The organism is Amycolatopsis nigrescens CSC17Ta-90, from assembly GCF_000384315.1.
In the GTDB taxonomy this organism is placed as follows: Bacteria; Actinomycetota; Actinomycetes; order Mycobacteriales; family Pseudonocardiaceae; genus Amycolatopsis; species Amycolatopsis nigrescens.
Genome location: NZ_ARVW01000001.1, coordinates 2,578,752 through 2,602,395, shown reverse-complemented (window position 1 = coordinate 2,602,395; position 23,644 = coordinate 2,578,752). Strand labels below are relative to the sequence as shown.

The 23,644-nt window shown below is 69.1% G+C and carries 23 protein-coding genes; 15 read left to right on the top strand and 8 right to left on the bottom strand.

Annotation, left to right across the window (positions count from 1 at the left end; translation table 11 throughout):
• From AMYNI_RS0112040 to AMYNI_RS0112025, 4 genes are all read left to right on the top strand, one after another.
• Positions 1-1,002, top strand: coding sequence for a proline racemase family protein (locus AMYNI_RS0112040; protein ID WP_020668268.1), 1,002 nt, complete (start codon positions 1-3; stop codon positions 1,000-1,002).
• Positions 999-2,345, top strand: a complete 1,347-nt coding sequence (locus AMYNI_RS0112035) for an aldehyde dehydrogenase family protein (protein ID WP_020668267.1) — start codon at positions 999-1,001, stop codon at positions 2,343-2,345. Before AMYNI_RS0112040 ends, AMYNI_RS0112035 begins: the two co-directional genes overlap by 4 nt.
• A gap of 69 nt (positions 2,346-2,414) precedes the next feature.
• Positions 2,415-3,890, top strand: a complete 1,476-nt coding sequence (locus AMYNI_RS0112030) for an amino acid permease (RefSeq protein WP_020668266.1) — start codon at positions 2,415-2,417, stop codon at positions 3,888-3,890.
• A 116-nt stretch (positions 3,891-4,006) separates the two neighbouring features.
• Complete coding sequence (locus AMYNI_RS0112025) at positions 4,007-4,327, top strand: SH3 domain-containing protein (RefSeq protein ID WP_020668265.1); 321 nt, start codon at positions 4,007-4,009, stop codon at positions 4,325-4,327.
• Here the strand turns inward: AMYNI_RS0112025 and AMYNI_RS0112020 are convergent.
• The gene (locus AMYNI_RS0112020; protein ID WP_020668264.1) at positions 4,324-5,058 is read right to left on the bottom strand and encodes an MBL fold metallo-hydrolase; all 735 of its coding nucleotides are present in this window, start codon (positions 5,056-5,058) and stop codon (positions 4,324-4,326) included. The two genes, AMYNI_RS0112025 and AMYNI_RS0112020, sit on opposite strands and share 4 nt — an antisense overlap.
• Before the next feature lie 51 nt (positions 5,059-5,109).
• On the opposite strand from AMYNI_RS0112020, the gene AMYNI_RS0112015 reads away from it, so the two are divergent.
• On the top strand, positions 5,110-5,919 hold the full coding sequence (locus AMYNI_RS0112015) for an exodeoxyribonuclease III (RefSeq protein ID WP_026360347.1): 810 nt from the start codon (positions 5,110-5,112) through the stop codon (positions 5,917-5,919).
• Here the strand turns inward: AMYNI_RS0112015 and AMYNI_RS0112010 are convergent.
• Positions 5,916-6,503, bottom strand: coding sequence for a dihydrofolate reductase family protein (locus AMYNI_RS0112010; RefSeq protein WP_020668262.1), 588 nt, complete (start codon positions 6,501-6,503; stop codon positions 5,916-5,918). The two genes, AMYNI_RS0112015 and AMYNI_RS0112010, sit on opposite strands and share 4 nt — an antisense overlap.
• An 87-nt stretch (positions 6,504-6,590) precedes the next feature.
• Here AMYNI_RS0112010 and AMYNI_RS0112005 point away from each other — a divergent pair, with 87 nt between their 5' ends.
• The 4 genes from AMYNI_RS0112005 (at position 6,591) to AMYNI_RS0111990 (ending at position 11,377) form a co-directional block, all read left to right on the top strand.
• Positions 6,591-7,166: a TetR/AcrR family transcriptional regulator gene (locus tag AMYNI_RS0112005; protein WP_020668261.1), complete on the top strand. Its 576-nt coding sequence runs from the start codon at positions 6,591-6,593 to the stop codon at positions 7,164-7,166.
• A 339-nt stretch (positions 7,167-7,505) separates the two neighbouring features.
• On the top strand, positions 7,506-7,793 hold the full coding sequence (locus AMYNI_RS0112000; protein WP_425387943.1) for a hypothetical protein: 288 nt from the start codon (positions 7,506-7,508) through the stop codon (positions 7,791-7,793).
• Positions 7,794-7,953: 160 nt separating this feature from the next.
• Complete coding sequence (locus AMYNI_RS0111995) at positions 7,954-10,494, top strand: bifunctional FO biosynthesis protein CofGH (RefSeq protein WP_020668259.1); 2,541 nt, start codon at positions 7,954-7,956, stop codon at positions 10,492-10,494.
• 70 nt (positions 10,495-10,564) lie between these two features.
• Positions 10,565-11,377, top strand: coding sequence for a hypothetical protein (locus AMYNI_RS0111990; RefSeq protein ID WP_020668258.1), 813 nt, complete (start codon positions 10,565-10,567; stop codon positions 11,375-11,377).
• Between the two features lie 62 nt (positions 11,378-11,439).
• Here AMYNI_RS0111990 and AMYNI_RS0111985 read toward each other — a convergent pair whose 3' ends face one another.
• Positions 11,440-12,228: a S1 family peptidase gene (locus tag AMYNI_RS0111985; RefSeq protein ID WP_020668257.1), complete on the bottom strand. Its 789-nt coding sequence runs from the start codon at positions 12,226-12,228 to the stop codon at positions 11,440-11,442.
• A gap of 166 nt (positions 12,229-12,394) precedes the next feature.
• Between AMYNI_RS0111985 and trpS the strand changes: the two genes are divergently transcribed.
• From trpS to AMYNI_RS0111970, 3 genes are read left to right on the top strand one after another with little or no spacing between them, the layout of a single operon-like run.
• On the top strand, positions 12,395-13,432 hold the full coding sequence (trpS, locus tag AMYNI_RS0111980; protein WP_040405688.1) for a tryptophan--tRNA ligase: 1,038 nt from the start codon (positions 12,395-12,397) through the stop codon (positions 13,430-13,432).
• A 54-nt stretch (positions 13,433-13,486) separates the two neighbouring features.
• The gene (gene yhjD / locus AMYNI_RS0111975; RefSeq protein ID WP_020668255.1) at positions 13,487-14,509 is read left to right on the top strand and encodes an inner membrane protein YhjD; all 1,023 of its coding nucleotides are present in this window, start codon (positions 13,487-13,489) and stop codon (positions 14,507-14,509) included.
• A gap of 33 nt (positions 14,510-14,542) precedes the next feature.
• Positions 14,543-15,856: an MFS transporter gene (locus tag AMYNI_RS0111970; RefSeq protein WP_020668254.1), complete on the top strand. Its 1,314-nt coding sequence runs from the start codon at positions 14,543-14,545 to the stop codon at positions 15,854-15,856.
• On the opposite strand, the gene AMYNI_RS0111965 is transcribed toward AMYNI_RS0111970, so the two are convergent.
• Positions 15,816-17,027 carry a D-alanyl-D-alanine carboxypeptidase family protein gene (locus AMYNI_RS0111965; RefSeq protein ID WP_020668253.1) on the bottom strand — a complete coding sequence of 404 codons (1,212 nt, stop codon included), beginning with the start codon at positions 17,025-17,027 and terminating at the stop codon, positions 15,816-15,818. The two genes, AMYNI_RS0111970 and AMYNI_RS0111965, sit on opposite strands and share 41 nt — an antisense overlap.
• Positions 17,028-17,148: 121 nt before the next feature.
• Between AMYNI_RS0111965 and AMYNI_RS0111960 the strand changes: the two genes are divergently transcribed.
• The 3 genes from AMYNI_RS0111960 to AMYNI_RS48125 all read left to right on the top strand — a co-directional run bounded on the left by AMYNI_RS0111960 (position 17,149) and on the right by AMYNI_RS48125 (position 19,976).
• Positions 17,149-17,370 carry an SCO4848 family membrane protein gene (locus AMYNI_RS0111960; RefSeq protein WP_020668252.1) on the top strand — a complete coding sequence of 74 codons (222 nt, stop codon included), beginning with the start codon at positions 17,149-17,151 and terminating at the stop codon, positions 17,368-17,370.
• 93 nt (positions 17,371-17,463) lie between these two features.
• The gene (locus tag AMYNI_RS0111955) at positions 17,464-18,852 is read left to right on the top strand and encodes a S8 family peptidase (RefSeq protein WP_020668251.1); all 1,389 of its coding nucleotides are present in this window, start codon (positions 17,464-17,466) and stop codon (positions 18,850-18,852) included.
• 161 nt (positions 18,853-19,013) lie between these two features.
• A complete protein-coding gene (locus tag AMYNI_RS48125; RefSeq protein ID WP_245573915.1) occupies positions 19,014-19,976 on the top strand; it encodes a hypothetical protein in 963 nt (320 codons plus the stop codon).
• 58 nt (positions 19,977-20,034) lie between these two features.
• Here AMYNI_RS48125 and AMYNI_RS0111950 read toward each other — a convergent pair whose 3' ends face one another.
• From AMYNI_RS0111950 to sdhC, 4 genes are read right to left on the bottom strand one after another with little or no spacing between them, the layout of a single operon-like run.
• The gene (locus AMYNI_RS0111950) at positions 20,035-20,748 is read right to left on the bottom strand and encodes a succinate dehydrogenase iron-sulfur subunit (RefSeq protein WP_425387941.1); all 714 of its coding nucleotides are present in this window, start codon (positions 20,746-20,748) and stop codon (positions 20,035-20,037) included.
• 56 nt (positions 20,749-20,804) lie between these two features.
• Positions 20,805-22,595, bottom strand: a complete 1,791-nt coding sequence (gene sdhA, locus AMYNI_RS0111945; protein WP_020668249.1) for a succinate dehydrogenase flavoprotein subunit — start codon at positions 22,593-22,595, stop codon at positions 20,805-20,807.
• 31 nt (positions 22,596-22,626) lie between these two features.
• Positions 22,627-23,046: a succinate dehydrogenase hydrophobic membrane anchor subunit gene (locus tag AMYNI_RS0111940; protein ID WP_020668248.1), complete on the bottom strand. Its 420-nt coding sequence runs from the start codon at positions 23,044-23,046 to the stop codon at positions 22,627-22,629.
• Complete coding sequence (gene sdhC, locus AMYNI_RS0111935; protein WP_026360344.1) at positions 23,046-23,492, bottom strand: succinate dehydrogenase, cytochrome b556 subunit; 447 nt, start codon at positions 23,490-23,492, stop codon at positions 23,046-23,048. The genes AMYNI_RS0111940 and sdhC overlap by 1 nt, the downstream gene beginning before the upstream one ends.
• Between the last annotated feature and the right edge of the window lie 152 nt (positions 23,493-23,644).

The following is a 23,644-nucleotide window of genomic DNA, read 5'->3' as shown; positions in this document are numbered from 1 at the left end:
ATGCGGGCCCGCAGGTACTTCGCCGCGGTCGACTCGCACACCGAAGGCATGCCGACCAGGGTGATCACCGGCGGGGTCGGGGTGATCCCCGGGGCCACCATGGCGGCGCGGCGCGCGCATTTCGTCGAGCACCTGGACCACATCCGCGAGCTGCTGGTGAACGAGCCGCGCGGGCACGCCGCGATGAGCGGGGCCATCCTGATGGCGCCGACCAGGGCGGACGCGGACTGGGGCGTGCTCTACATCGAGGTCTCCGGCTGCCTGCCGATGTGCGGGCACGGCACCATCGGGGTGGCCACCGTGCTGGTGGAGACCGGCATGGTCGAGGTGACCGAACCGGTGACCACGGTCCGGCTGGACACCCCGGCCGGGCTGGTGGTGGCCGAGGTGGCGGTCGAGGACGGCCGCGCGAAGTCGGTGACCTTCCAGAACGTGCCGGCGTTCTCGCTGCGGCTCGACGCCACCGTGCGGGTACCCGGGCTCGGCGAGGTCAGCTACGACTTGGCCTACGGCGGGAACTTCTACGCCATCCTGCCGATCGATCAGCTCGGCATTCCCTTCGACAAGGCGGAGAAGGACCGGATGATGACCGCCGGTCTGTCCATCATGGACGCCATCAACGAGCAGGACCGGCCGGTGCATCCCGCCGACGCGGGCATCAGCGGCTGCAAGCACGTGCAGTTGGTGGCACCGGGCGTCGACGGCGGGCACGCCAGGAACGCGATGGTCATCCATCCCGGCTGGTTCGACCGCTCTCCTTGCGGGACGGGCACTTCCGCCCGGATGGCGCAGCTGCACGCCCGCGGTGAGCTGGCGCTGGGCACGGACTTCGTGAACGACTCGCTGCTCGGCACCCGGTTCACCGGCCGCCTGGTCGGCGAGACCACGGTCGGCGGGCTGCCCGCGGTGGTGCCGACGGTGACCGGGCGGGCCTGGATCACCGGGATGGGTCAGTACCTGCTCGATCCCGACGACCCGTTCCCGAAGGGGTTCACGCTGTGAGGCTGGTTTCCGTTTCCCCGCAGCGTCCGGCCGATGTGGTGCTGGACGTGCGCGCGACTGAGGCGGGCGAAGCGTTCCGCGTGGTGGAAAAGGCGCGGGTGGCCGGGCGGAGCTGGGCTCGCGGTCCGGCCGCGGACCGGGCGGCCGGGCTCACCGCGATGGCGGAGGCGGTGGCCGGAAACCGGCGGGAACTGGCCGGGCTCGTGGTGCGCGAGGTGGGTAAGCCGATCGGCGAGGCGCTCGGCGAAGTGGACCGGACCGTCGCCATCCTGCGGTACTACGCGCAGCAGTGCTTCGACCCGTACGGCGAGACTTATCCGGGGGCCGGCGGGCTCAGCTTCACCGTGCACCGGCCGCGCGGGGTGGCCGCGCTGATCACGCCGTGGAACTTCCCGCTGGCCATCCCGGTCTGGAAGGCCGCGCCCGCACTGGCCTTCGGGAACGCGGTGGTGATCAAGCCTTCGCCGGACGCGACGGCCTGCGCGCTGCGGCTGGCGGAACTGTTCGCCCCGCTGCTGCCCGCCGGCCTGTGCACCGTGCTGCCGGGTCTCGGGGAGACCGGTGCGGCACTGGTGGACTCGGCCGACCTGGTCTCCTTCACCGGTTCCGGCGAGGTGGGCAGGCAGGTCGCGGTGGCCGCGGCGGCGCGGGGAATCCCGGCGCAGTGCGAAATGGGCGGGCTGTCCGCGTCGATCGTATTGCCAGACGCGGATCTCGACCGGGCGGCCGGGCACATCGCCGCCGCGGCAATGGGTTTCGCCGGCCAGAAGTGCACCGCGACCAAGCGGGTCCTCGTGGTCGGCGACGCGGCGCCGTTCGAGGAGGCGTTGCTCGCGCGGATCGGCGGGCTCGGCTTCGGCGACCCGGCGGAGGAGGGTGTCGCGGTCGGCCCGGTGATCAGCGAGGCCGCCCGGCGGCGGGTGCTGGACGCCGCCGATGGCTCCGGCGGTCGCGTGCACACGGCCGGGAAGCCGCCGGGGGAGGGCTGGTTCGCCGCGCCCACCGTGGTCGCCGGCCTCGCTCCGGACGCGCCGCTGAACACCGAAGAGGTCTTCGGCCCGATCTGCACGCTCACCTCGGTATCCGATGTGGACAGTGCGGTGCGGCTGGCGAACGCGACCTCGTACGGATTGGTGACCGCGCTCTACACCAACGACCTTGCCGCCGCCATGTCCTATGTGGACGAATGCGCGTCCGGCATGGTGAAGGTGAACGCGCCGACCAGCGGGGTGGACTTCCACCTGCCGTTCGGCGGGGAGAAGGACTCCGGTTACGGCGGGCGTGAGCAGGGCAAGGCGGCCCTGCGCTTCTACACCTCCCCGCGCACCGTCCAGCTCGCCTGACCCTCGTGAGTGGAAACGGTTGCCCCGGCAACCGTTTCCACTCACGACCCTGGTGAAAGGTTCGTACACGTGAGCAGTCACGCTCTGTTCCGGCGCAAGCCGATCGAGGACATCGAAGAGCCGGTGAACAGCGGGGTCGGGCTGAAGCGGGTGATGGGCACCTGGCAGCTCACCGCGCTCAGCCTCGGTGGGCTGGTCGGCGCCGGGGTGTTCTCGCTGTCCGGTGTGGTGGCCAACCAGCTCGCCGGCCCCGGCGTGATCATCTCCTTCGTGCTCGCGGTGCTGGCCAGCGCGGCCGCGGCGCTGTGCTACGCGGAGTTCACCAGCCTCATCCCCAAGGCCGGTTCCGCCTACACCTACGCCTATGCCGTGCTCGGCGAGCTCGTCGGCTGGCTGATCGGCTGGGATCTGCTGCTGGAGTACACCGCGATCGTGGCGGTGGTGGCGATCGGCGTCTCCGGCTACTTCTCGTATCTGGTGCAGCAACTCGGTTTCGACCTGCCGTCGTGGATGCTGGGCGCGCCGGGGACGGGCGCCGGGCACAAGATCGACCTGTTCGCGGTGCTGATGTGCCTGCTGCTGGCCTGGGTGCTCAACCGCGGTGCGAAATCTTCGGCGCGGGTGGAGACCGCGCTGGTGGTGATGAAAATCGTGCTGGTGCTCGTGGTGGTGGTCGCCGGCGCGTTCCACATCAAGGGCGGCAACTACTCGCCGTTCCTGCCGTTCGGCCTCGGCGGCGCGGTGACGGGTGCGGCGACGGCGTTCTTCGCGGTCTACGGCTACGACGCGATGAGCGCGGCGGCCGAGGAGACCGCGGACGCGCGCAAGGCGATGCCGAAGGCGATCCTGCTCTCCCTCGGCATCGCCACGGTGATCTACGTGCTGGTCTGCGTGGTGCTGCTGGGCATGCAGAACTACCGGGACATCGACACGCAGAGCCCGTTCTCCAGCGCGCTGGCCGCGGTCGGGTTGCCGTCGCTGGCGATCGTGGTCGCGGTGGGCGCGGTACTCGGCATCACCACCTCGATGTTTGCGAACATGCTGGCGGTGACCAGGGTCTGGTTCGCGATGAGCCGCGACGGCCTGCTGCCGAAGTGGTTCGCGAAGACGCATCCGGTGCGCAAGGTGCCCAGCCGGGTCACCTGGATCGTCGGCGTGGTGTCCGCGGTGATCGCCGGGCTGCTGCCGATCAGGGAGGCGGCCGAGCTGACGAACATCGGCATCCTGGCCGCGTTCATGGTGGTCTCGATCGCGGTCGTGGTGCTGCGCCGCCGTCAGCCGGACCTGCCGCGGGGCTTCCGCTGCCCGTGGATACCGCTGGTGCCGGCGGTCGGCGTCGCCTTCTCGGTCTGGCTGGTCAGCCAGCTGGACTGGGTCACCTGGTCGCGGTTCGGCCTGTGGCTGGTGCTCGGGCTGGTGGTCTATGCGGCCTACGGCTACCGGCGGTCGGCGATGAACGACATCGGACAGGCACAGCGGGTCACCGGGGCCGCCGCCGGTGGGCCTGGACCGGCGGGGAACCGGGACCACGGAACCAACGGGTGATCACGCAGTGTCAACAGGCGAGTGCGCATTGGCGCCAGCGGGTGGCTGACCTTACCGGGGGAGCTCTATCGGCCCTACCCTGGTCGAGCCAGGGTCCAAGGCACTAGGAGCGCGTCATGTTGGGCATTCCGAAGCGAGTGCTGATCATCATCGCGGTGCTCGGTGGCGTCCTGATCGTCTACGCCATGGGTTCCGACCAGCAGCCCTCGGAGGGCGCGACGGGCGGATCCCCCACCGGCTGCCGGGTCACGGTCAGCGCGGACGTGCTGAACGTGCGGTCGGAGCCGAACGCGAACGCCGGGATTGTCGGCAAGTTCCAGCAGAACGCGGAGACCGACGCCCAGCCCGAGGTGCAGAACGGGTTCCGGAAGCTGGCCGAGGGCAAGTGGGCGGCGTCGGAGTTCCTCAAGCCGACCAGCGGGTCCAACTGCGGCTAGCCGAGCTCGACGGTCAGCCCTTCCTCGGCCGTGAAGACCTCACCGGAGAAGACGGCCTGCGCTTCCCGCACGGAGATCGCGCGGTCGCTGCCCGGCCAGAAGTGGCTGAGCAGCAGCCGCCGCGCCCCGGCGTGGGCGGCCCACCCGGCGGCCTCGGTCGCGGTCATCACGTAACGCGGTTCAGCCTGCGGTGACGGCCCCTGCAGGGTGGCGTCGACGACGTACAGGTCGGCGTCCCGGCCCAGCTCGGCCAGTTCGGCGGACGGGCCGCTGTCCCCGGTGTAGGCGACGGTCAGGCCCGGTGCGCTGAGCCGGACGCCGAAGTTCGGCACGTGGTGCGGGAGCAGCCGGGTGCTCAGCTCGAACGGCCCGACCCGATAGGTCCCCGGCAGCTCGTGCACGTCGAAGACCTCGCGCGGGTCCGGCCGGGGCTCCAGGGCGTCCAGCACGCGCAGCACGCCCGGCGGGCAGTACAGCGGCAACGGCGGCGTGTTCCGGTAATACCGGATTCTGGCCAGCGCGCTGAGGTCCACGCAGTGGTCCGGGTGCTCGTGGGTGATGACCACCGCGTCCACCATGCCGTCGGCGACCTGGGCCAACAGTCGCGGCAGCACGCCGTAGCCGAGGTCCAGCACCACCCGGAAACCCTGGTGGGACAACAGGAAGCCGCTGCACGCGCGGCCGGGTTCCGGCCATGCCCCGCAGCCGCCGAGTACGGTCAGTGCGCTCATCGGCGGCAGTCTGGCAGAAGACTGTCGGTGGGCGCGGGTAGCGTGCGCGGCGTGCTGACCATCTCCACCGTGAACGTGAACGGCCTCCGTGCCGCCGCCAAGAAAGGCTTCGTGGAGTGGCTCGCCGCCACCGAAGCCGACGTCGTCGCCTGCCAGGAGGTGCGGGCCGAGCCGGAGCAGCTGCCCGCCGAACTGCGCGCGCCCGAGGGCTGGCACAGCCTGCACGCCCCTTCTTCGGTCAAGGGCCGCAGCGGGGTGTCGGTGTACAGCAGGGTGGAGCCGGAGTTCGTGCGGATCGGCTTCGGCGAGGCCGAGTTCGAGGAGAGCGGGCGGTACCTGGAGGTGCACCTGCCCGGGGTCGTGCTGGCCAGCCTGTACCTGCCGAGCGGTGACGTCGGTACCGCCCGGCAGGATGAGAAGGAACGCTTCATGGCCGCCTTCCTGCCGTATCTCGTGGAACTGCGCGGCAAGGCCGAGGCGGCCGGCCGCGAGGTGCTGGTGGTGGGGGACTGGAACATCGCGCATGCCGAGATCGACCTGAAGAACTGGCGCACGAACCGGAAGAACTCCGGCTTCCTGCCCGAGGAGCGGGCCTGGCTCGGCCGGGTGTTCGACGAGGCCGGTTACGTCGACGTGCAGCGCAAGCTGGATCCGGCCGGGCCCGGCCCGTACACGTGGTGGTCCTACCGCGGCAAGGCCTTCGACAACGACTCCGGCTGGCGGATCGACCTGGTCTGCGCGACCCCGGGCATCGCGGAGAAGTGCCGTTCCGTGGTGGTGGAGCGGGCCGCCGACTACGACCAGCGCTGGTCAGACCACGCGCCGGTCACCGCCACCTTCGACGTCGACTTCCCCGGCTAGGTCCGCTTGGTGTAGGTCAGGTGCAGCACCCCGCTGTCGAAGGACTCGTGTGCAGCCAGGGTGAACCGCTGCGGGCTGAACTCGCCGTCGAACAGCGGGATTCCGGCGCCGGCGACGACCGGGTGGAGCTTGACGATCAGTTCGTCGATCTCCGGGCGCAACGCGTTCGCAAGTTGCCCCCCGCCGCAGAGCCAGATCCGCAGGCCGTCCTCCTGCTTGAGCTCGCGCACCTTCGTCAGCGGGTCACTGGCGACGATCTCCACGTTGGGGTCGGGGCTGGTGCCGATCGTGCTGGAGAAGACGTAGTGCCGCAGGTGCGGGTACGCGTCGGTGATGCCCTCGCGCAGGCCGATCTCGTAGGAGCCGCGGCCTTCGAGCACGGTGTCGAAGAGCTTGTTCGGCGGGTCGATGCCCATCGCCTTGCGGGCGGGCGCCGGGAGGATGTCGGAGTACTCGGTGAAGATCGACTCCATGTGCCCGCCCTCGGCGACGAAGAAGCCGTCCACGCCGATCGGGTTCGCCCCGGTGGGGTCGGCGATGAAGCCGTCGATGGTGGAAGCGACGAAGTAGGTCAGTTTTCGCATGGGGCTCCTTGGCCGTCTGGTTGAACCACGTTAGTTGTAGTACTTTGACCGTAGTGGTTGCAAGTCCCTTTTTCGGAGGTGTGCACGGTGCAGAACCCCGAGCGGCGGGTCGCGCTGACCGAGGCGGCCGTCGAAGTGCTGGCCAGGGAGGGTGCGCGTGGCCTCACCTTCCGGGCGGTCGACACCGAGGCGAAGGTGCCGGCCGGCACCGCGTCGAACTACTTCGCGAATCGCGAGGAGCTGCTCCACCAGGCGGCGCTGCGGATCTACCAGCGGGTCGGCGCCGGGCCCGCCGAGCTGGCGGACGCGATGGCCGCCGAGCCGTCCGTCGAGCTGGTGACCGAGCTGATGCGCGGGTTGTTCCAGCGGATCTCCACGGACCGGACCGGGTTCCTGGCGCTTCAGGAGCTGCGGCTGGAGGCGACCAGGCGGCCGCGGCTGCAGGCGGCGCTCACCGAGACGATCAGTGCGGACGTGGAGGCCAATATCCGCTTCCACCTGGACGCGGGGCTACCTGGCGACCGGGAGACCGTCCTGCTGCTCTACTTCGCGATGACCGCGCTGATCGTGGAGCACCTGACGCTGCCCGACGTGCTCGCACCCTTCCCTGTCGACGATCTCATCGCCATGTTCGTCCACCGCGCCATCCCCACCACCCCCTAACCCTTTACTTGCACACGCCCCCTAGCGCGTTTAGCCCGCTAACTGCACTTCCTCGGGTGACTACGGGGCGGGGTGGGTTGCTTACGCCTCGCTGACCATGGCTTACGCCAAAGGTGGTGCCCCCTGTGTGCCCGCCACTCGGTCGGTCGCTAGTCTCTGCCCGCGAGATGATCAAAAACGACCGGTCTTGACACGCTCGGTAGTTTTCTCACGAGCTACCTGGTAAGCGTCCCTCTTTCGGGTGAGTACTTAGTCGCGGGAGGCACTCCGGTGCGCAACCGAGTACAGGTTCAATCACGGTCCGCCGTGGTGCTGGCGGCGGTGTCGCTGGTGCCGCTGATGCTGGCGGGCTCCGGCGTGGCCGCCGCGGACTCGTCGGCAGCCGCAGAGCCGGAGATGGTCACCTTCGGACTGCTCGGCCCGGTCGGGCTGGTCGCCGTCGTGCTCGGCGTGCTCGGCATGGCGGCAGGTGTGCTCCGGCAGCGCCGCCGCGCCGCGGCCAAGGCCGTGCCGGCCCAGCCCGGTGCCCCGGACGTCACCGCGATGGCGAATGCCGTGCTCACCGAGTCCGACGACCCGACTCGGCCCACCCTTTCCCCCACGTCTCCGCCCGCGTCCCGCCGCTGACCCACCCACTCCTTGCACGCGCGGGGTACCGCGTTTAGCGGGCTAACTGCGCTACGCAGGTCGGGGCGGGTTTATTCCCGGGGGACGGGTGGACGCACGAGGAATCCCTCACAGCGAAATCTCTTACCCGCGCAGGTCGGTGATCCGTAGGCTCAGGATCATGGCTGACAGCGTGTCGATCACTCCGCCCGAGCCGAAGCCCACCCCCTCCGCGACCAAGCGCGCACTGCGCCGGGCCGCGGACGGAGTGGCCCTCGACGTCACCGAGGCGGCGGTGCTGTTGCATGCCCGCGACGACGACCTCGAGCAGCTGCTCGCGGCCGCGGCGCGGGTCCGGGACGCACATCTGGCGGACCAGGGCCGCACCGGCGTCGTCACCTACTCCAGCTCGGTGTTCATCCCGCTGACCAAGCTGTGCCGCGACCGCTGCCACTACTGCACCTTCGTCACCGTGCCCGGCAAGCTGCACTCGATGTACCTCGAACGCGACGAGGTGCTGGAGATCGCCCGCGCCGGCGCGGCGGCCGGCTGCAAGGAAGCGCTGTTCACCCTCGGCGACCGCCCGGAGGACCGCTGGCCGCAGGCCCGCGAGTGGCTGGACGCCCGCGGGTATGAGTCCACATTGGACTACCTCAGGGCCTGCGCGATCGCGGTGCTGGAGGAGACCGGCCTGCTGCCGCACCTCAACCCCGGCGTGATGAGCTGGGAGGAGCTGCAGCGGCTCAAGCCGGTGGCGCCCAGCATGGGCATGATGCTGGAGACCACCGCCGACCGGCTCTGGTCGGAGAAGGGCGGCCCGCACTACGGCAGCCCGGACAAGGAGCCCGCGGTCCGGCTGCGGGTGCTCGACGACGCCGGCCGGGTCGGCGTCCCGTTCACCACCGGCATCCTCGTCGGGATCGGCGAGACGCTCACCGAACGCGCCGAGTCCCTGCACGCGATCCGGCAGCGGGCCAGGCAGTTCCGCACCATCCAAGAGATCATCGTGCAGAATTTCCGCGCGAAGCCGGACACCGCGATGCGGTCCGCGCCGGACGCGGACATCGAGGACCTGGCCGCCACGGTCGCGGTGGCCAGGCTGCTGATGCCGCCGGGGGTGAGCGTGCAGGCGCCGCCGAACCTGGTCGGTGACGAGCACCGGCTGCTGCTGCGCGCCGGGATCGACGACTGGGGCGGCGTTTCACCGGTCACCCCGGACCACGTGAACCCGGAGATGCCGTGGCCGCAGATCGAGTCGCTGCGGGAGTGGACGAAACAGGCCGGTTTCGAGCTGCGCGAGCGGCTGAGCGTCTACCCCAAGTACGTGCAGGCCGCCGAGAAGTGGATCGACGTCCGGCTGCACCCGCACATCAACGCGCTCGCCGAGGCCGGCACCGGGCTGGCCGACGAGGACGCGCCGGTCGAGGGCCACCGCTGGCAGGAGCCGGACGGCGGGCTGGAGACCATCGGCAGGGCGGACCTGAACACCTCGATCGACACCGAAGGCCGCACTTCGGACCGCCGCGGCGACTTCGACAGCGTCTACGGCGACTGGGACATCCTCAAGACCCAGGTGCCGGCCGGTGCGACCGCCCCGGAACGGCTGGACGCGGACGTCCGCGAAGGGCTGCGGCTGGCCGCCGCCTATCCGGGCGCGCTGCTCGAGCCGATCCACACCGACGCCGCGATGGCGCTGCTCACCGCGGATGGCCCGGCGCTGGAGACGATGGCGAGGCTGGCCGACGAGCTGCGTGCGGACGTGGTCGGCGACGACATCACCTACGTGGTCAATCGCAACATCAACTTCTCCAACGTCTGCTACGTCGGTTGCCGGTTCTGCGCCTTCGCCCAGCGCGAGCGCGACGCGGACGCGTTCCGGCTGTCCGTGGAGGAGGTGGCGGCGCGGGCGGTCGAAGCGGCGCAGGCTGGTGCCACCGAAGTCTGCATGCAGGGCGGCATCGACCCGAAGCTGCCGGTCAGCTACTACGCCGACATCGTGCGCGCGATCAAGGCCGCGGTACCGGACATGCACGTGCACGCCTTCTCGCCGATGGAGATCGTGTCCGCCGCGTCGAAGGCCGGGGTCAGCGTCGAGGAGTGGCTGACCGAGCTGCGCGACGCCGGCCTCGGCTCGATTCCCGGCACCGCCGCGGAGATCCTGGACGACGAGGTCCGCTGGGTGCTGACCAAGGGCAAGCTGCCCGCGCAGACCTGGATCGACGTGGTGTCCACCGCGCACCGGCTTGGCATCCCGTCCTCCAGCACGATGATGTACGGGCATGTGGACCACCCCGGGCACTGGCTCGGTCACCTGCGGGTGCTGGCCAGGATCGCGGCGGACACCGGCGGGTTCACCGAGTTCGTCGGCCTGCCGTTCGTGCACCACAACGCGCCGATCTACCTGGCCGGGGTGGCGCGGCCGGGCCCGACCATGCGGGACAACCGGGCGGTGCACGCCTTCGCCAGGCTCGCCCTGCACGGCCGGATCGACAACGTGCAGTGCTCCTGGGTCAAGCTCGGCGACGAGGGCACCGCGCAGGTGCTCCGCGGTGGCGCCAACGACATCGGCGGCACCCTGATGGAGGAGACCATCTCCAGGATGGCGGGTTCGGAGCACGGCTCGTCCCGTACCGCGAAGGAGCTGGACCACCTCGCGTCGCTGGCCGGGCGCCCGTCCCGGCAGCGCACCACCGTCTACGACCACCGGCTGCTCGCCGTCTGACCATTTACTGCGTACCGTAGTTTTTTCGGCACTTATTGTTTCGGCGGCACGCAGCCGACAGTCTCCAGATATGGGGACCCGATCCGGTACCGCCTTCTCCCTGGCGCTCGACCGGGCGATCGCGGCCAGCGGCCTCGGCCTCGACCGCGTGCGGCACCGCCTGGCCGAGCGTGGGGTGCAGGTCAGCATCACCACGATCAGCTACTGGCGCTCCGGGCGCAGCAGGCCGGAGCGCCCGGACTCGCTGCGCGCAGTCGGCATCCTGGAGGACCTGTTCGGCCTGCCGGGCGGCGCGCTGAGCGAGCTGCTCGGGCCACGACGGCCGCGCGGCCGCAACTGCCACCGCGACGTGCTCGACGGCACCTCGTCGACCGACCGGCTCAGCGTGCACCAGACCTGCCTGGTCGGGGACGACGGTGTGGAGTCCGGCCGCGAGGTCCGGGAGCTGGTGCGGGCAAGGCGGGACGGGGTCACCCGGACCTTTCTCGCGCTGCCGGCGCGCGCGGTGCCGGTGATCACCGCCGAATCCGGCTTCCGGCTCGGCGGCATCCTGGAGCTGGCCGGCCGCGGGTCGCTGGTCGCCGAGCTGATCTTGGAACGCACCCTGGACACCGGGGACACCGCGCTGCTGGAGTACCGGCTGCGTTATGAGCGCCCGGACCTGCTCACCTCCTGCGAGAGCCGGCTTTCCTTGCCGGTCAAGGAGTTCCTGCTGCAGGTCCGGTTCCCGGCGCCGGTCGTGCCGGAGGCGTGCACCGGCTACTACCGGCCGGAGGGCCGCGAGCGCACCGCCCAGCGCCCCCTGGCCGTCACCCCTTCGGGCCGCGCCCACCTCGTCGAGCTAGATGCCGGCCCCGGCGTCTACGGCATCCGCTGGGCCTGATGCAGTGAAGGCCACCTTGCCTGCGTTGAACGCAGGCAAGGTGGCCTTCACTGCGTAAGACGCTAGCCGCCGGTGTTCTGGGCGATCCAGCTCGCGTAGTACGACACGTCGACGTAGATCGACGGGCCGGTCGCGCAGGTGGAGCTGTTGTTCCCGGCGCGGCTGGTGGCACCGATCAGCTGCCACGCGCCGCTGACCTGCTTGACCTGCGGGCCGCCGGAGTCGCCGTAGCAGGCGCCCTTGTTGCCGTCAGGGTTGTTCGTGCAGATCTCGCTCGCCGCGCTGATGCCCGAGCACCGGTTGTCCGCGACGATCGAGGTGTCCAGCTCCTGCAACGCCACCGGCGCACCGCAGCCGCCGCGCGGCGCGCAGGTCTGGCCCCAGCCGATGATCCTGGTCGCGGTGCCGGTGGCGCCGGACTGCGGGGCGATCGCGACCGGGGCCTGGCTGACCGAGGTGGACAGCCGGAGCAGGGCGAGGTCCGCGGACGGGTGCGCGATCCGCTGCGCCACCCTGGCGACGGCGCCCCCGCTGGTCCGGTTGGTGGTGCCGACGCGCACCTGGGCGGGCTGGCCGCAGTGCGCCGCGGTGACCACCCAGTTCGCCTTGATCAGCGAGCCGCCGCAGGAATGGCTGCCGCTGGTGGACTGCAGGGATGCCATGAACGAGTAGGTCTCGGTGGCGTTGCGGCCGCCCACGATGAACGGTTCCACACCGCCGATGTCGGCGGCGGCCGCGGTGGGGACCGCGGTCCCGGACAGCGCCGTGACGGCCGCGGCGATCATGCCGACGCCGAAGCCGACGGCGGCGCGGAGGGACCGGATCCCTCGGCGCGGTGACCGTGCCTTCATTGAGTGCTCCTTCGCTCGACCCGGGAGGGGGACCGGGGATACGGAGAACCGTAGAAAACGGACGTTCCACGGCTGCACCATCGGAAGTAGCCTTCGTTTAACTGTTTAGCCTCGCCAACCCCGACCTCGCGCTCCTCCGATGACGGCCGCCTGAGAGAATCCAGCCGTGTCCGAACAAGCTGCGCCACAGGAACGGGCCGGACGACTTCGCGTGCTGTCCGGCATCCAGCCCACCGCCGACTCCTTCCACCTGGGCAACTACCTCGGCGCGTTGCGGCAGTGGGTGCGCCTGCAGGACACGCACGAGACCTTCTACTGCGTGGTCGACCTGCACGCGATCACCCTGGAGCAGGACCCCAAGGTGCTGCGGGAGCGCACCCGGCGTTCGGCCGCGCAACTGCTCGCGCTCGGTGTCGACCCGGAGCGCAGCACGCTGTTCGTGCAGAGCCACGTGCCCGAGCACGCGCAGCTCGGCTGGGTGCTGGAGTGCCAGACCGGCTTCGGCGAGGCGAGCCGGATGACCCAGTTCAAGGACAAGGCGGCCAAGCAGGGCACCGACCGGGCCAGCGTCGGGCTGTTCACCTACCCGGTGCTGCAGGCCGCGGACATCCTGCTCTACCAGGCCAACGCGGTACCGGTCGGCGAGGACCAGCGCCAGCACCTGGAGCTCTCCCGCAATTTGGCGCAGCGGTTCAACAACCGGTTCGGCAAGACCTTCACCGTGCCGGAGGCGCATATCGTCTCCGACACCGCGAAGATCTACGACCTGCAGGACCCCACCTCGAAGATGAGCAAGTCCTCGTCCGCCGCGAACGGCCTGATCGAGCTGCTCGAAGACGCCAAGCGTTCGGCGAAGAAAATCCGTTCCGCGGTGACCGACACCGGGCGCGAGGTCGTTTACGACCCGGAGAACAAGGCCGGGGTGGCCAACCTGCTGACGATTTACTCGGCGCTGACCGAGCGCCCCGTTCCGGCGCTGGAATCGGCGTATGAGGGCAAGGGTTACGGCGACCTGAAAAAGGACCTCGCCGAAGTGGTCGTCGAATTCGTCACCCCGTTCCAGGCCCGCGTTCAGTCCTATATGGACGATCCGGCGGAACTGGACAAGGTGCTCGCCCGCGGCGCCGAGCGGGCCCGCGAGGTCGCCTCGGAGACACTGGCCGCGGTCTACGACCGGGTGGGCTTCCTGCCTGCCGCGCGCTGACCCGCACGGCCCGCTCGCGTTGCGGGGTACCCCGGGGCTGGTTAGCGTTCTTTCGTGGCGAAAGAGCAGCCCGAGGGCGAAAAGAAGGAAGGCTTGCTTCCCCGCTTACGGCGGAAGTATCCGTGGATCGACCACGTGGTCAGAGCGAATGACGCCTTCACCGAGCGCTACGGCAATCACTACGCCGCGGCGATCACCTATTTCAGCGTGCTTTCGCTCTTTCCGCTGCTCATGGTCGGCTTCTCGGTCGCGGGCCTGATCCTGGCCGGTGACCAGGCCGCGCTGAACAAGCTCAAGGACGGCATCACGTCCTCGGCGCCGGAGGGGCTCGGCGAGTTCCTCAGCACCATCGTGAACACCGCGCTGACCGCGGGCGCCGGCACCGGGATCGTCGGACTGGTGCTGGCGCTGTACTCGGGAATCGGCTGGATGACCAACCTCCGCGACGCGCTCACCGCGCAGTGGGGGCAGGAGAAAAAGCAGCTGCCGCTGGTCTCCACCACGCTCAAGGACCTCGTCTCGCTGGTCGGCCTCGGCCTCGCGCTGGCCGTGTCGTTCGGGCTGTCCGCGGCGGGCAGCGGGCTGGGCAAGGTGCTGCTCCAGTTGGTCGGCCTGGACGACCAGGGCTGGGCGGTGGCGCTGCTGCGGCTGGTCACCGTGCTGCTCTCGCTCGGTGCCAACGTGCTGGTCTTCCTCTGGGTGATCGCCAGGCTGCCCCGCGAACGGGTCACCGCACGCAGCGCGGTCAAGGGCGCGGTGATCGCCGCGATCGGCTTCGAGGTGCTCAAGCAGCTCACCACCGTCTACCTCGGGTTCGTGTCCACCTCGCCGAGCACGGTGCTGTTCGGGCCGATCCTCGGGCTGCTGTTCTTCGCCAACCTGGTGTCCCGGTTCCTGCTCTTCGTCACCGCGTGGACGGCCACCGCGCAGGAGAACCAGCTCAGCACGGTCGCGCCGCCGCCACCCGCGGTGATCCGGCCCCGGGTGTCCGTGCAGCGCGGCCCCGGGATCGGGGTGGCGGCAGGTGCGTTCAGCGCCGGTGCGGTACTCGGCTGGTTGGGTCGACGCCGCCGGTGACTTATGCTCACCCTGAAACAAACTGGGGTGAGTGTGAGCATTGCATCGACGAAAAGTTCAGCAAGAGCGAAGTTTCCGCGAGAGATCTGGGTACTGGTAGGCGCCAGTTTCCTGATCGCGGTCGGGTACGGGCTGGTCGCGCCCGCACTGCCGAGCTACGCGACCAGTTTCGACGTCGGCGTCACCGCCGCGTCCGTGGTGATCAGCGCGTTCGCCGCGATGCGGCTGCTGTTCGCGCCGGTCAGCGGGCGGCTGGTGACCAGGTTCGGCGAGCGGCCGGTCTACCTGTGGGGACTTGCCATCGTCGCGGGCGGCAGCCTGGCCTGCGCGGTGGTGAACGAGTACTGGCAGCTGCTGCTGTTCCGCTCGCTGAGCGGGATCGGCTCGACCATGTTCACCGTCTCGGCGGTCGGCCTGCTGATCCGGATCGCGCCGCCCGAGCTGCGCGGCCGCGCGTCCGGGCTGTGGGGCACCGGTTTCCTGCTGGGCAGCGTGGCCGGCCCGGTGCTCGGCGGTGGCCTGGTCGAGGTGTCGCTGCGGGCACCGTTCGTGGTCTACGGCGTGGCGCTGATCGTGGTCACCGTGCTGGTATGGGCGCAGCTGCGCAACTCCGGGCTGGCCTCGAGGGCGGACGCGGAAGAGGCGCCGGAGATGACCTTCATGCAGGCGCTGCGGCACCCGGCCTACCGGGCCGCGCTCTCGTCGAACTTCGCGAACGGCTGGCTGGTGTTCGGCGTGCGCACGTCGCTGATCCCGTTGTTCGTGGTCGCCGTGCTGCACCAGCCCACCGGGTTCACCGGGATCGCGCTGGCGGTGTTCGCCGCGGCCAACGCACTGGTGCTGACCATGGCGGGGCGGCTCGCGGACACCAGGGGACGCAAGCCGCTGGCGGTGGCCGGCATGGGCCTGCTGGCCGTCGGCACCATCGCGATCGGGCTGACCGGTGAGCTCTGGCTGTTCATCCTGGCGCTGGTGCTCACCGGGGTCGGGGCCGGCGCGCTGAACCCGGCGCAGACCGCGGCGGTCGCCGACGTGCTGGGCGCGAAGGCCCGCGGCGGCGCGGTGCTCGCCGGGTTCCAGATGGCCGCCGACGTCGGCGCGGTGCTCGGCCCGCTGGTGGCCGGCGTGCTCGCCGAGCAGCTGTCCTACCCGATCGCGTTCGTGGTCACCGGGGTGATCGGCCTGATCGCGCTGGTGATGTGGCTGCTGGCCTCGGAGACCCTGCCGGCCAAGGAGGGCGACCGCGAGGACGAGCAGCACACCGCGCAGGACGCGGCGGCCTGCGACTGCTGCCCGGACCCGGTGATCAGGACCGCTCAGCCGCCTGCTTCCGGCGGTGACCGATGACGAAGCCGGCGCCGATGATCAGCGCGACGACCAGGGTGAGGATCCAGCCGGTGGTGCCGAACGGGTCGTCCGCGCCGGCCCCGGTGCCGGTGTTCGCGTTGTCGCCGCTGTTCAGGTCCGGCCCGGCACCGGCCAGCGCCGGTTCGGGGACGGGCACCCGGACGATCTGGCCGACCGGTTTCGTGCCGGCCTTGGCCAGCGCGAAACCGTAGTCGAGCAGTTTCGCCGCCTGGTCGGAGACCCGGGCCGGCTGCTGCTCCGCGCGCAGCATCACCACGGCGAGCTTCCTGCCGTTCTGCGCGGCGCCGCCGACGTAGGTGTGCCTGGCGTCGTCGGTGAACCCGGTCTTGCCGCCGAGGAACCCCGGGTACTGGCTGAGCAGCTTGTTGTCGTTGTAGATCGGGAACGCCGGCTTGTCCCCGAAACCGGGGAACTCGAACTGCCTGGTGCCCACCGCCTTGGCGAACTCCGGCTGCTTCATCGCCTGGTTGAAGATCAGGCTCAGGTCGTAGGCGGAGGTGGACATCCCGGGGCCGTCGAGGCCGGACGGCGTGGCCGCCCTGGTGTCGTTCGCGCCGATCGCCGCGGCCAGCTTGTTCATCTTCTGCACCGCCGCGGGCACGCCGCCGAGCGCGGTCGCGAAGGCGTGCGCCACGTCGTTGCCGGAGTGCATCAGCAAGCCGTGCAGCAGCTGGTCGACGGTGTAGCGGCCGCCGGCGACGATGCCGACGCAGGTGCATTCCTGGCTGGCGTCCTCGGCGGTCACCGTGACCACCTGGTCCGGCTTCAGCTCCTTGACCACGACCAGCGCGAGCAGGGTCTTGATCAGTGAGGCCGGGCGCTGCCTGGCGTGCGGGTCCTTGGCCGCGAGCACGTCTCCGCTGTCCAGGTCCTGAATCACCCAGGAGTGTGCATTGTTCTCGGGCGGGTTGAGCGCCTTCGGCGGCAGGACCACCCCGCAGTCGGACATCCGGTCCCCGCCGAGCGGCTTGTCCGGCACCGGCAGCGGGCGGGGCTCCTGCTGGCCGGGCGCCGGCCTCTCCGAGGTGTCGACCGGAGGCGGCGGCAGTTCTCTGTATGCGCAGGGCGACGGCTGCGTCGGCGGTGTGGTCACCGGCGGCGCGGCCACGGCGACCGGTGCCGCCGTCAAGGCGAGCAAACCGGACAACATGGCAGTAACGACAACCGAAAGCGAGCGACGAGTAGCGCTGGGCACTCGAGCAGGCTAGCTGAAGCGATCCCTTCCGCTGAGGCGCATCGCCCGACCTGACCCGGCAGGGGATAATCGGCGCATGTCCCGGCGTGTCTCGTTGTTCCTGCTGGCCTTCGGCGTGTGGTCTTGGATCATTTGGATTACCTTCGCCAAGAATCTTTGGGAAAGCGACCAGGCATGGGCGCCGGACGGCTCACCGACCGCGTATTTTGTCGTGCACGCGGTACTGACTGTGGTGTCGTTCGTGCTCGGCACCGTGATCGGGGTGCTCGGCTGGCGAGGCCTTCGCGCGCGGAACTGAGGCTCGTGTTGCCCCGAACGGGGGCGGCGCGCGGTCATCCGGTTGCCTAACGTTCTCGCCAGCGAAGAGCGCTCACGGTGCACGGAGGTGGGGATGTCCCGGATGAAACGACTGCTGATCCCGGCGGCCACGGCCTTGGCGGTGACGGCCGGCGGACTGCTGGTGTCGCCGTCGGCGGCCGCGGCGCCGAGCTGTGACCAGGCGAGTGCGGAGTACAGCTACGTCGTGCTGTACCACCAGCGCACCCCGGAGCACCTGGTGGATTCGGAACTTCGGCAGAAGTGCGGGACGAAAACCGCCTACTACCCGGAGATCGGGGTCGCCGTCGCCACTTCGCGCAATCAGGATTTCGCGGAGAAGGTCGGTGTTTACCGGGCGTACTCGGCCGGCAAGGACGTCGCCGAGGCAACGTCGGCGCGGGCCGACCTGCGGGACGTCGAGCGGACCACCGAGGTGAGTGCCGCCGACGACCTCGGCGCGCAGCAGTGGGATATGCGGGCGATTCAGGCGCCGGAGGCGAACGAGGTCAATCCGGGCAGCCGCTCGGTGACCGTCGGGGTGATCGACTCCGGGATCGAGCCGACGCATCCGGCACTGAAGGGCGCCCTCGACCCGGCCGCTTCGGCCGGCTGTCTCACCGGTGCGGCGGACCCCACGCCGTCCTCGTGGGCGCCGACCACATCGGACCACGGCACCCATGTCGCCGGCACGATCGCAGGGCAGGACACGGCCCGCGGCTTCACCGGTGTCGCGCCCGGCGTTCGGCTGGCCGCGGTGAAGGTGGTCAACGACGAGGGGCTCATCTTCCCGGAGTCGGCGGTGTGCGGGTTCATGTGGTCCGCTCGGCACGGTTTCGAGGTGACCAACAGCAGCTACTACGTCGATCCCGGGATGTTCTACTGCTCGAAGGAGCCCGGTGACGCCGCCGCCTACGAGGCCGTCCGGCGCGCGGTGGCCTACTCGACCGGCAAGGGCGCGCTGAACGTGGCCGCGGCCGGCAACAGCGCCTTCGACATCCCGGCGCAGACCACCGACCCGAACCGGCCGCATCCGGTGGACCGCAGCTGCGCGATCCTGCCCGGCGGCCTCGATGGCGTGGTGACCGTTTCCGCGATCGGTTACGCCGGCACGAAATCGTCGTACAGCAACTACGGCCGCGGTGCGATCGACGTGACCGCGCCCGGCGGTGACCGGGCCCAGCTACCCCCGCCCGGCGAGGGCGCCGGCTGTCCACTGTCCACTGTGGTCGGTGGCGGCTACGGCACCAAGTGCGGCACGTCCATGGCCTCCCCACACGTCGCCGGCGTCGCCGCGCTACTGGCCAGCACCCACCGCCACGCGTCCCCGCGCGTTCTCACGTCACTCCTGGAACGCCAGGCCGACCCCGTCCCCTGCGGTCCCGACCCGACCTGCACCGGCTCCCCGTCCCGCAACTCCCACTACGGCCACGGCCGCGTCAACGCCCTCACCGCCGTCCTCTAACTGCCCCTTCCTTTTGTCCGTGAAGGCCACCTTAACTACCTTCAAGGTAGGCAAGGTGGCCTTCACGGATTTTCGGAGGAGTTATCCACACTGGGAGGGTTATCCACAGGTTGGCGAAGTGGGGGTGGCGGTGAGTAGAAGAATTTGCCGACTATGGCTTCGTGAAGAGAGGACGATGGGCGGACTACCCGGAGCTGCTTACCGAGCGCAGCCAGCTGGGTGTCATCAAGGCTGCCACACTGGAATCGCTCGGTATGCCCAGCAAAACAATCTATCAACGATGCCTGCCTGGTGGACCGTGGCGGCGCCTGCTGCCCGGTGTCATCTTGATGAGCAGGGCTGAGCCGACGCTGGATCAACGGGTCGCGGCGGCATTACTCTTTTCTGGTCCTCAAGCTTTGATCACGGCGGTCGAGGCATGCCGAAGACATGGCTTAAGGAGCGGTGCGCTGCCTGCATATGCAGGTATGCATGTACTGGTACCGCATGAGCACAAGCTACAGAGTAGCGAGTTCCTCACCGTTGAGCGCACAATTTATCTGCCTGAGGAGGTGAAGAAAGACGGAGTCCCGCTGGCCCCGTTGGTGCGCGCGACAACCGATGCTGTGCGCCGAATGCGGGCAACCGAGCCGGTGGCTGCCCTGCTGATCGAAGCCATTCAGCGAGGCCGCTGCTCGCCCAAGGCTCTGGTCCGCGAACTCAATACCGGTAGCCGGCGTGGGACTGCCATTCCGCGCCGCATATTGGCTGAAGTGCAGGAACTCCGCTCAGTGGCGGAGGTGCGAGCTCTAGACCTGAGCAAGAACATGCGGACGCCGCCAACTCATTGGAACACAAATATTTATGGGCCGGACGGTGAGTATATCGGCTGCCCGGACGCCTGGTGGGATGACATTGCGCTTGCCTGGGAGATCGATTCCCTGGACTTTCACTTTTACCGAGCCGAGTATGCGCGGACGCAGGAGCGAAATGCGCGCTACGCTATTGCTGGTGTCACCGTGGTTCCGACCTTGCCCACAGAGTTGCGCGATAACCCTGAGGCCGTGCTGCGAAAACTCGAAGCGGCTTACCTCACGGCCGCCGCTCGCCCACGCCCACAAGTCTACTTCGCCAGCTGTCCGTGAAGGCCACCTTGCCTACCTTCAAGGTAGGCAAGGTGGCCTTCGCTGCATCAACAAAAAGCTAGACGCGTTTGAAGAGGAGGGCGCGTTTGACTTCTTGGATGGCCTTGGTGACCTGGATGCCGCGGGGGCAGGCGTCGGTGCAGTTGAAGGTGGTGCGGCAGCGCCACACGCCTTCGGAGTCGTTCAGGATGTCGAGCCGTTCTTCGGAGCCCTCGTCGCGCGAGTCGAAGATGAAGCGGTGCGCGTTGACGATGGCGGCGGGGCCGAAGTACGAGCCGTCGTTCCAGTAGACCGGGCAGGAAGACGTACAGCACGCACAGAGGATGCACTTCGTCGTGTCGTCGAAACGCTCGCGGTCCGCCTGCGACTGGACGCGCTCGCGGGTCGGCTCGTTGCCGTAGGCGATCAGGTACGGTTTCACCGCGCGGAATGCCTCGAAGAAGGGCTCCATGTCGACATAGAGATCCTTCATCGTGGTCAGACCCTTGATCGGCGCGATGGTGACCGTGGCCTGCTTACCCTCTTTGCTGATCATGTCCTTGACCAGCACCTTGCAGGCGAGCCGGTTGATCCCGTTGATCTGCATGGCGTCCGAACCGCAGATGCCGTGCGCGCAGGAACGCCGGAACGACAGCGTGCCGTCCACGTAGTTCTTGATGTACATCAACAGGTTCAGCACTCGGTCGGTGGGCAGCGCCGGGACCTCGTAGGCCTCCCAGTGCGGTTCCGAGTCCTGTTCCGGGTTGTACCGGAGGATCTTGACCGTGATCATGACCTCGTCCGGCGCGACCACCGGAACCTTGGAGGTGCTGGGTGCAATAGCGGTCATCAGTACTTGCGCTCCATCGGCTCGTACCGGGTGAAGGTCACCGGCTTGTAGTCAAGGCGGATGTCGGCGAGGAAACCGGTCAGGCCGAGCGGCGCGTCCGGGTCTTCCTTGTCCGGCAGTTGCTTGTACGACATCGAGTGCCGCATGAAGTTGACGTCGTCGCGGTTCGGGTAGTCCTCGCGCGCGTGCCCGCCACGGGACTCCTTGCGCGCCAGCGCCGCGTGCACCAGCGATTCGGCCAGGTCCAGCAGGAAGCCGAGCTCGATCGCCTCCAGCAGGTCGGTGTTGTACCGCTTTCCCTTGTCCTGCACCGCGATCCGGCCGTAACGCTCCTTGAGCGCCTGTACGTCGTGCAGCGCCTGCTTCAGGGTTTCCTCGGTGCGGTACACCGCCGCGTTGGTGTCCATGGTCTGCTGCAGCTCGGTGCGGATGTCCGCGACCCGCTCGCCGCCGTGCGCGGTGCGCAGGTGGTCGACCATGCCCTGCACCATCTTCGCCGGGTTCTCCGGCAGCTCGACGTGCTCGTGCCCGGTCGCGTACTGGGCGGCCGCGATGCCGGCGCGGCGGCCGAACACGTTGATGTCCAGCAGCGAGTTGGTGCCCAGCCGGTTCGAACCGTGCACGGACACGCACGCCACCTCGCCCGCCGCGTACAGCCCCGGGATCACGTTCGTGTTGTCCCGCAACGCTTCGCCGTGCACGTTGGTGGGGATTCCGCCCATCGCGTAGTGCGCGGTGGGGTACACCGGCACCGGCTCCTCCACCGGGTCCACCCCGAGGTAGGTCCGCGCGAACTCGGTGATGTCCGGCAGCTTGGTCTCCAGCACCTCGGCCCCGAGGTGCGTGCAGTCCAGGTACACGTAGTCCTTGTGCGGACCTGCACCGCGGCCTTCCAGCACTTCGAGCACCATCGAGCGGGCCACGATGTCACGCGGTGCCAGGTCCTTGATGGTCGGCGCGTACCGCTCCATGAACCGCTCGCCGTCCACGTTCCGCAGGATCGCACCCTCGCCGCGGGCGCCCTCGGTGAGCAGGATGCCCAGTCCGGCCAGGCCGGTCGGGTGGAACTGGTAGAACTCCATGTCCTCCAGCGGCAGCCCCTTGCGGTAGTAGATGCCCATCCCGTCGCCGGTCAGGGTGTGCGCGTTCGAAGTGGTCTTGAAGACCTTGCCGAAGCCGCCGGTGGCGAACACGATCGACTTGGCCTGGAACACGTGGATCTCGCCGGTGGCCAGCTCGTAGGCGATGGCACCGGAGGCGACCTGCTGGCCGTCCACGTTCTCGGTCAATGTGATGTCGAGTACGTAGAACTCGTTGAAGAACTCGATGCCGTGCTTGACGCAGTTCTGGTACAGCGTCTGCAGGATCATGTGCCCGGTGCGGTCGGCCGCGTAGCAGGCCCGGCGCACCGCAGCCTTGCCGTGGTCGCGGGTGTGCCCGCCGAAGCGGCGCTGGTCGATCCGGCCCTCCGGGGTCCGGTTGAACGGCAGGCCCATCTTCTCCAGGTCGAGCACGGCGTCGATGGCCTCCTTGGCCATGATCTCCGCCGCGTCCTGGTCGGTCAGGTAGTCACCGCCCTTGACCGTGTCGAAGGTGTGCCATTCCCAGTTGTCCTCTTCGACGTTGGCGAGTGCGGCGCACATGCCGCCCTGCGCCGCGCCGGTGTGCGAGCGCGTGGGGTAGAGCTTGGTGAGCACCGCGGTGCGGGCGCGCTGGCCGGACTCGATGGCCGCGCGCATCCCGGCGCCACCGGCGCCGACGATCACCACGTCGTACTTGTGGAACTGCATGAAAACTCCGAGGTGGTGGGCTACAGGAGGCTCAGTCGGCGGTCATGTTCGGGTCGAAGGTGAAGATCACCATCGTGCCCACGGCGAGGATCAGCACCATCGAGACGTAGAGCACGATCTTCAGCCAGAACCGGGTGACGTCCTTGCGGGCGTAGTCGTCGATGATCGTGCGCAGCCCGTTGCCGCCGTGCAGCTGGGCGAGCCACAGCATCGACAGGTCCCAGAACTGCCAGAACGGGGACGCCCAGCGGCCGGCCACGAAGCCCCAGTTGATCCGGTGCACGCCGCCGTCCAGGATATTCATGATCAGCAGGTGGCCGAGCACCAGGATGACCAGCGCCAGTCCGGACAGCCGCATGAACAGCCAGCTGTAGAGCTCGAAGTTGCTGCGCCGGGCGGCCGGGCGCCGCGGGGAGCGCGGTTTGTCCAGCGGGAGGGCGGGGTTGGTCATCAGCTGCCACCTCCGAACATCGTGGAGACGGTCCGCTCCAGCATGAAGTAGGTGCCCGGGCCCATCACGGCCACCCAGATCGCGACGATTCCCCACAGCATGGGGCGCTGGTACTGGGGCCCCTTCGACCAGAAGTCGACCAGCATCACCCGGATTCCGTTCAACGCGTGGTAGAGCACCGCGCCGACGAGCCCGACCTCCAGCAGGTTCACGATCGGGGTCTTGTAGGTCTCGATGACCTCGTTGTAGGTGCTGGGCGAGACCCGCACCAGCGCGGTGTCGAGCACGTGCACGAAAAGGAAGAAGAACGTGAGCACACCGGTGATCCGGTGCAGGACCCAGGACCACATACCGGGATCGCCCCGGTAGAAGGTCCCGTTCCGGCGAGAGGCACCCGCCCGATCGCTCGCGCCCGCGTCTTCTGCGGTGCTAGCCGTGGTGGACATCGGTGAACGGCCTCCAACGTCATGGCTGAACAGTGCCCGGTTGACCTTGTGCGTGCGCAGCCCGGGGCCTGGAGTCCACAGGGGACTTCCGGCGACGGTGCCGAGTTTCACGGTCATCGAGCGTGGATGAAAGGATGCTAAACCCGCTCGCG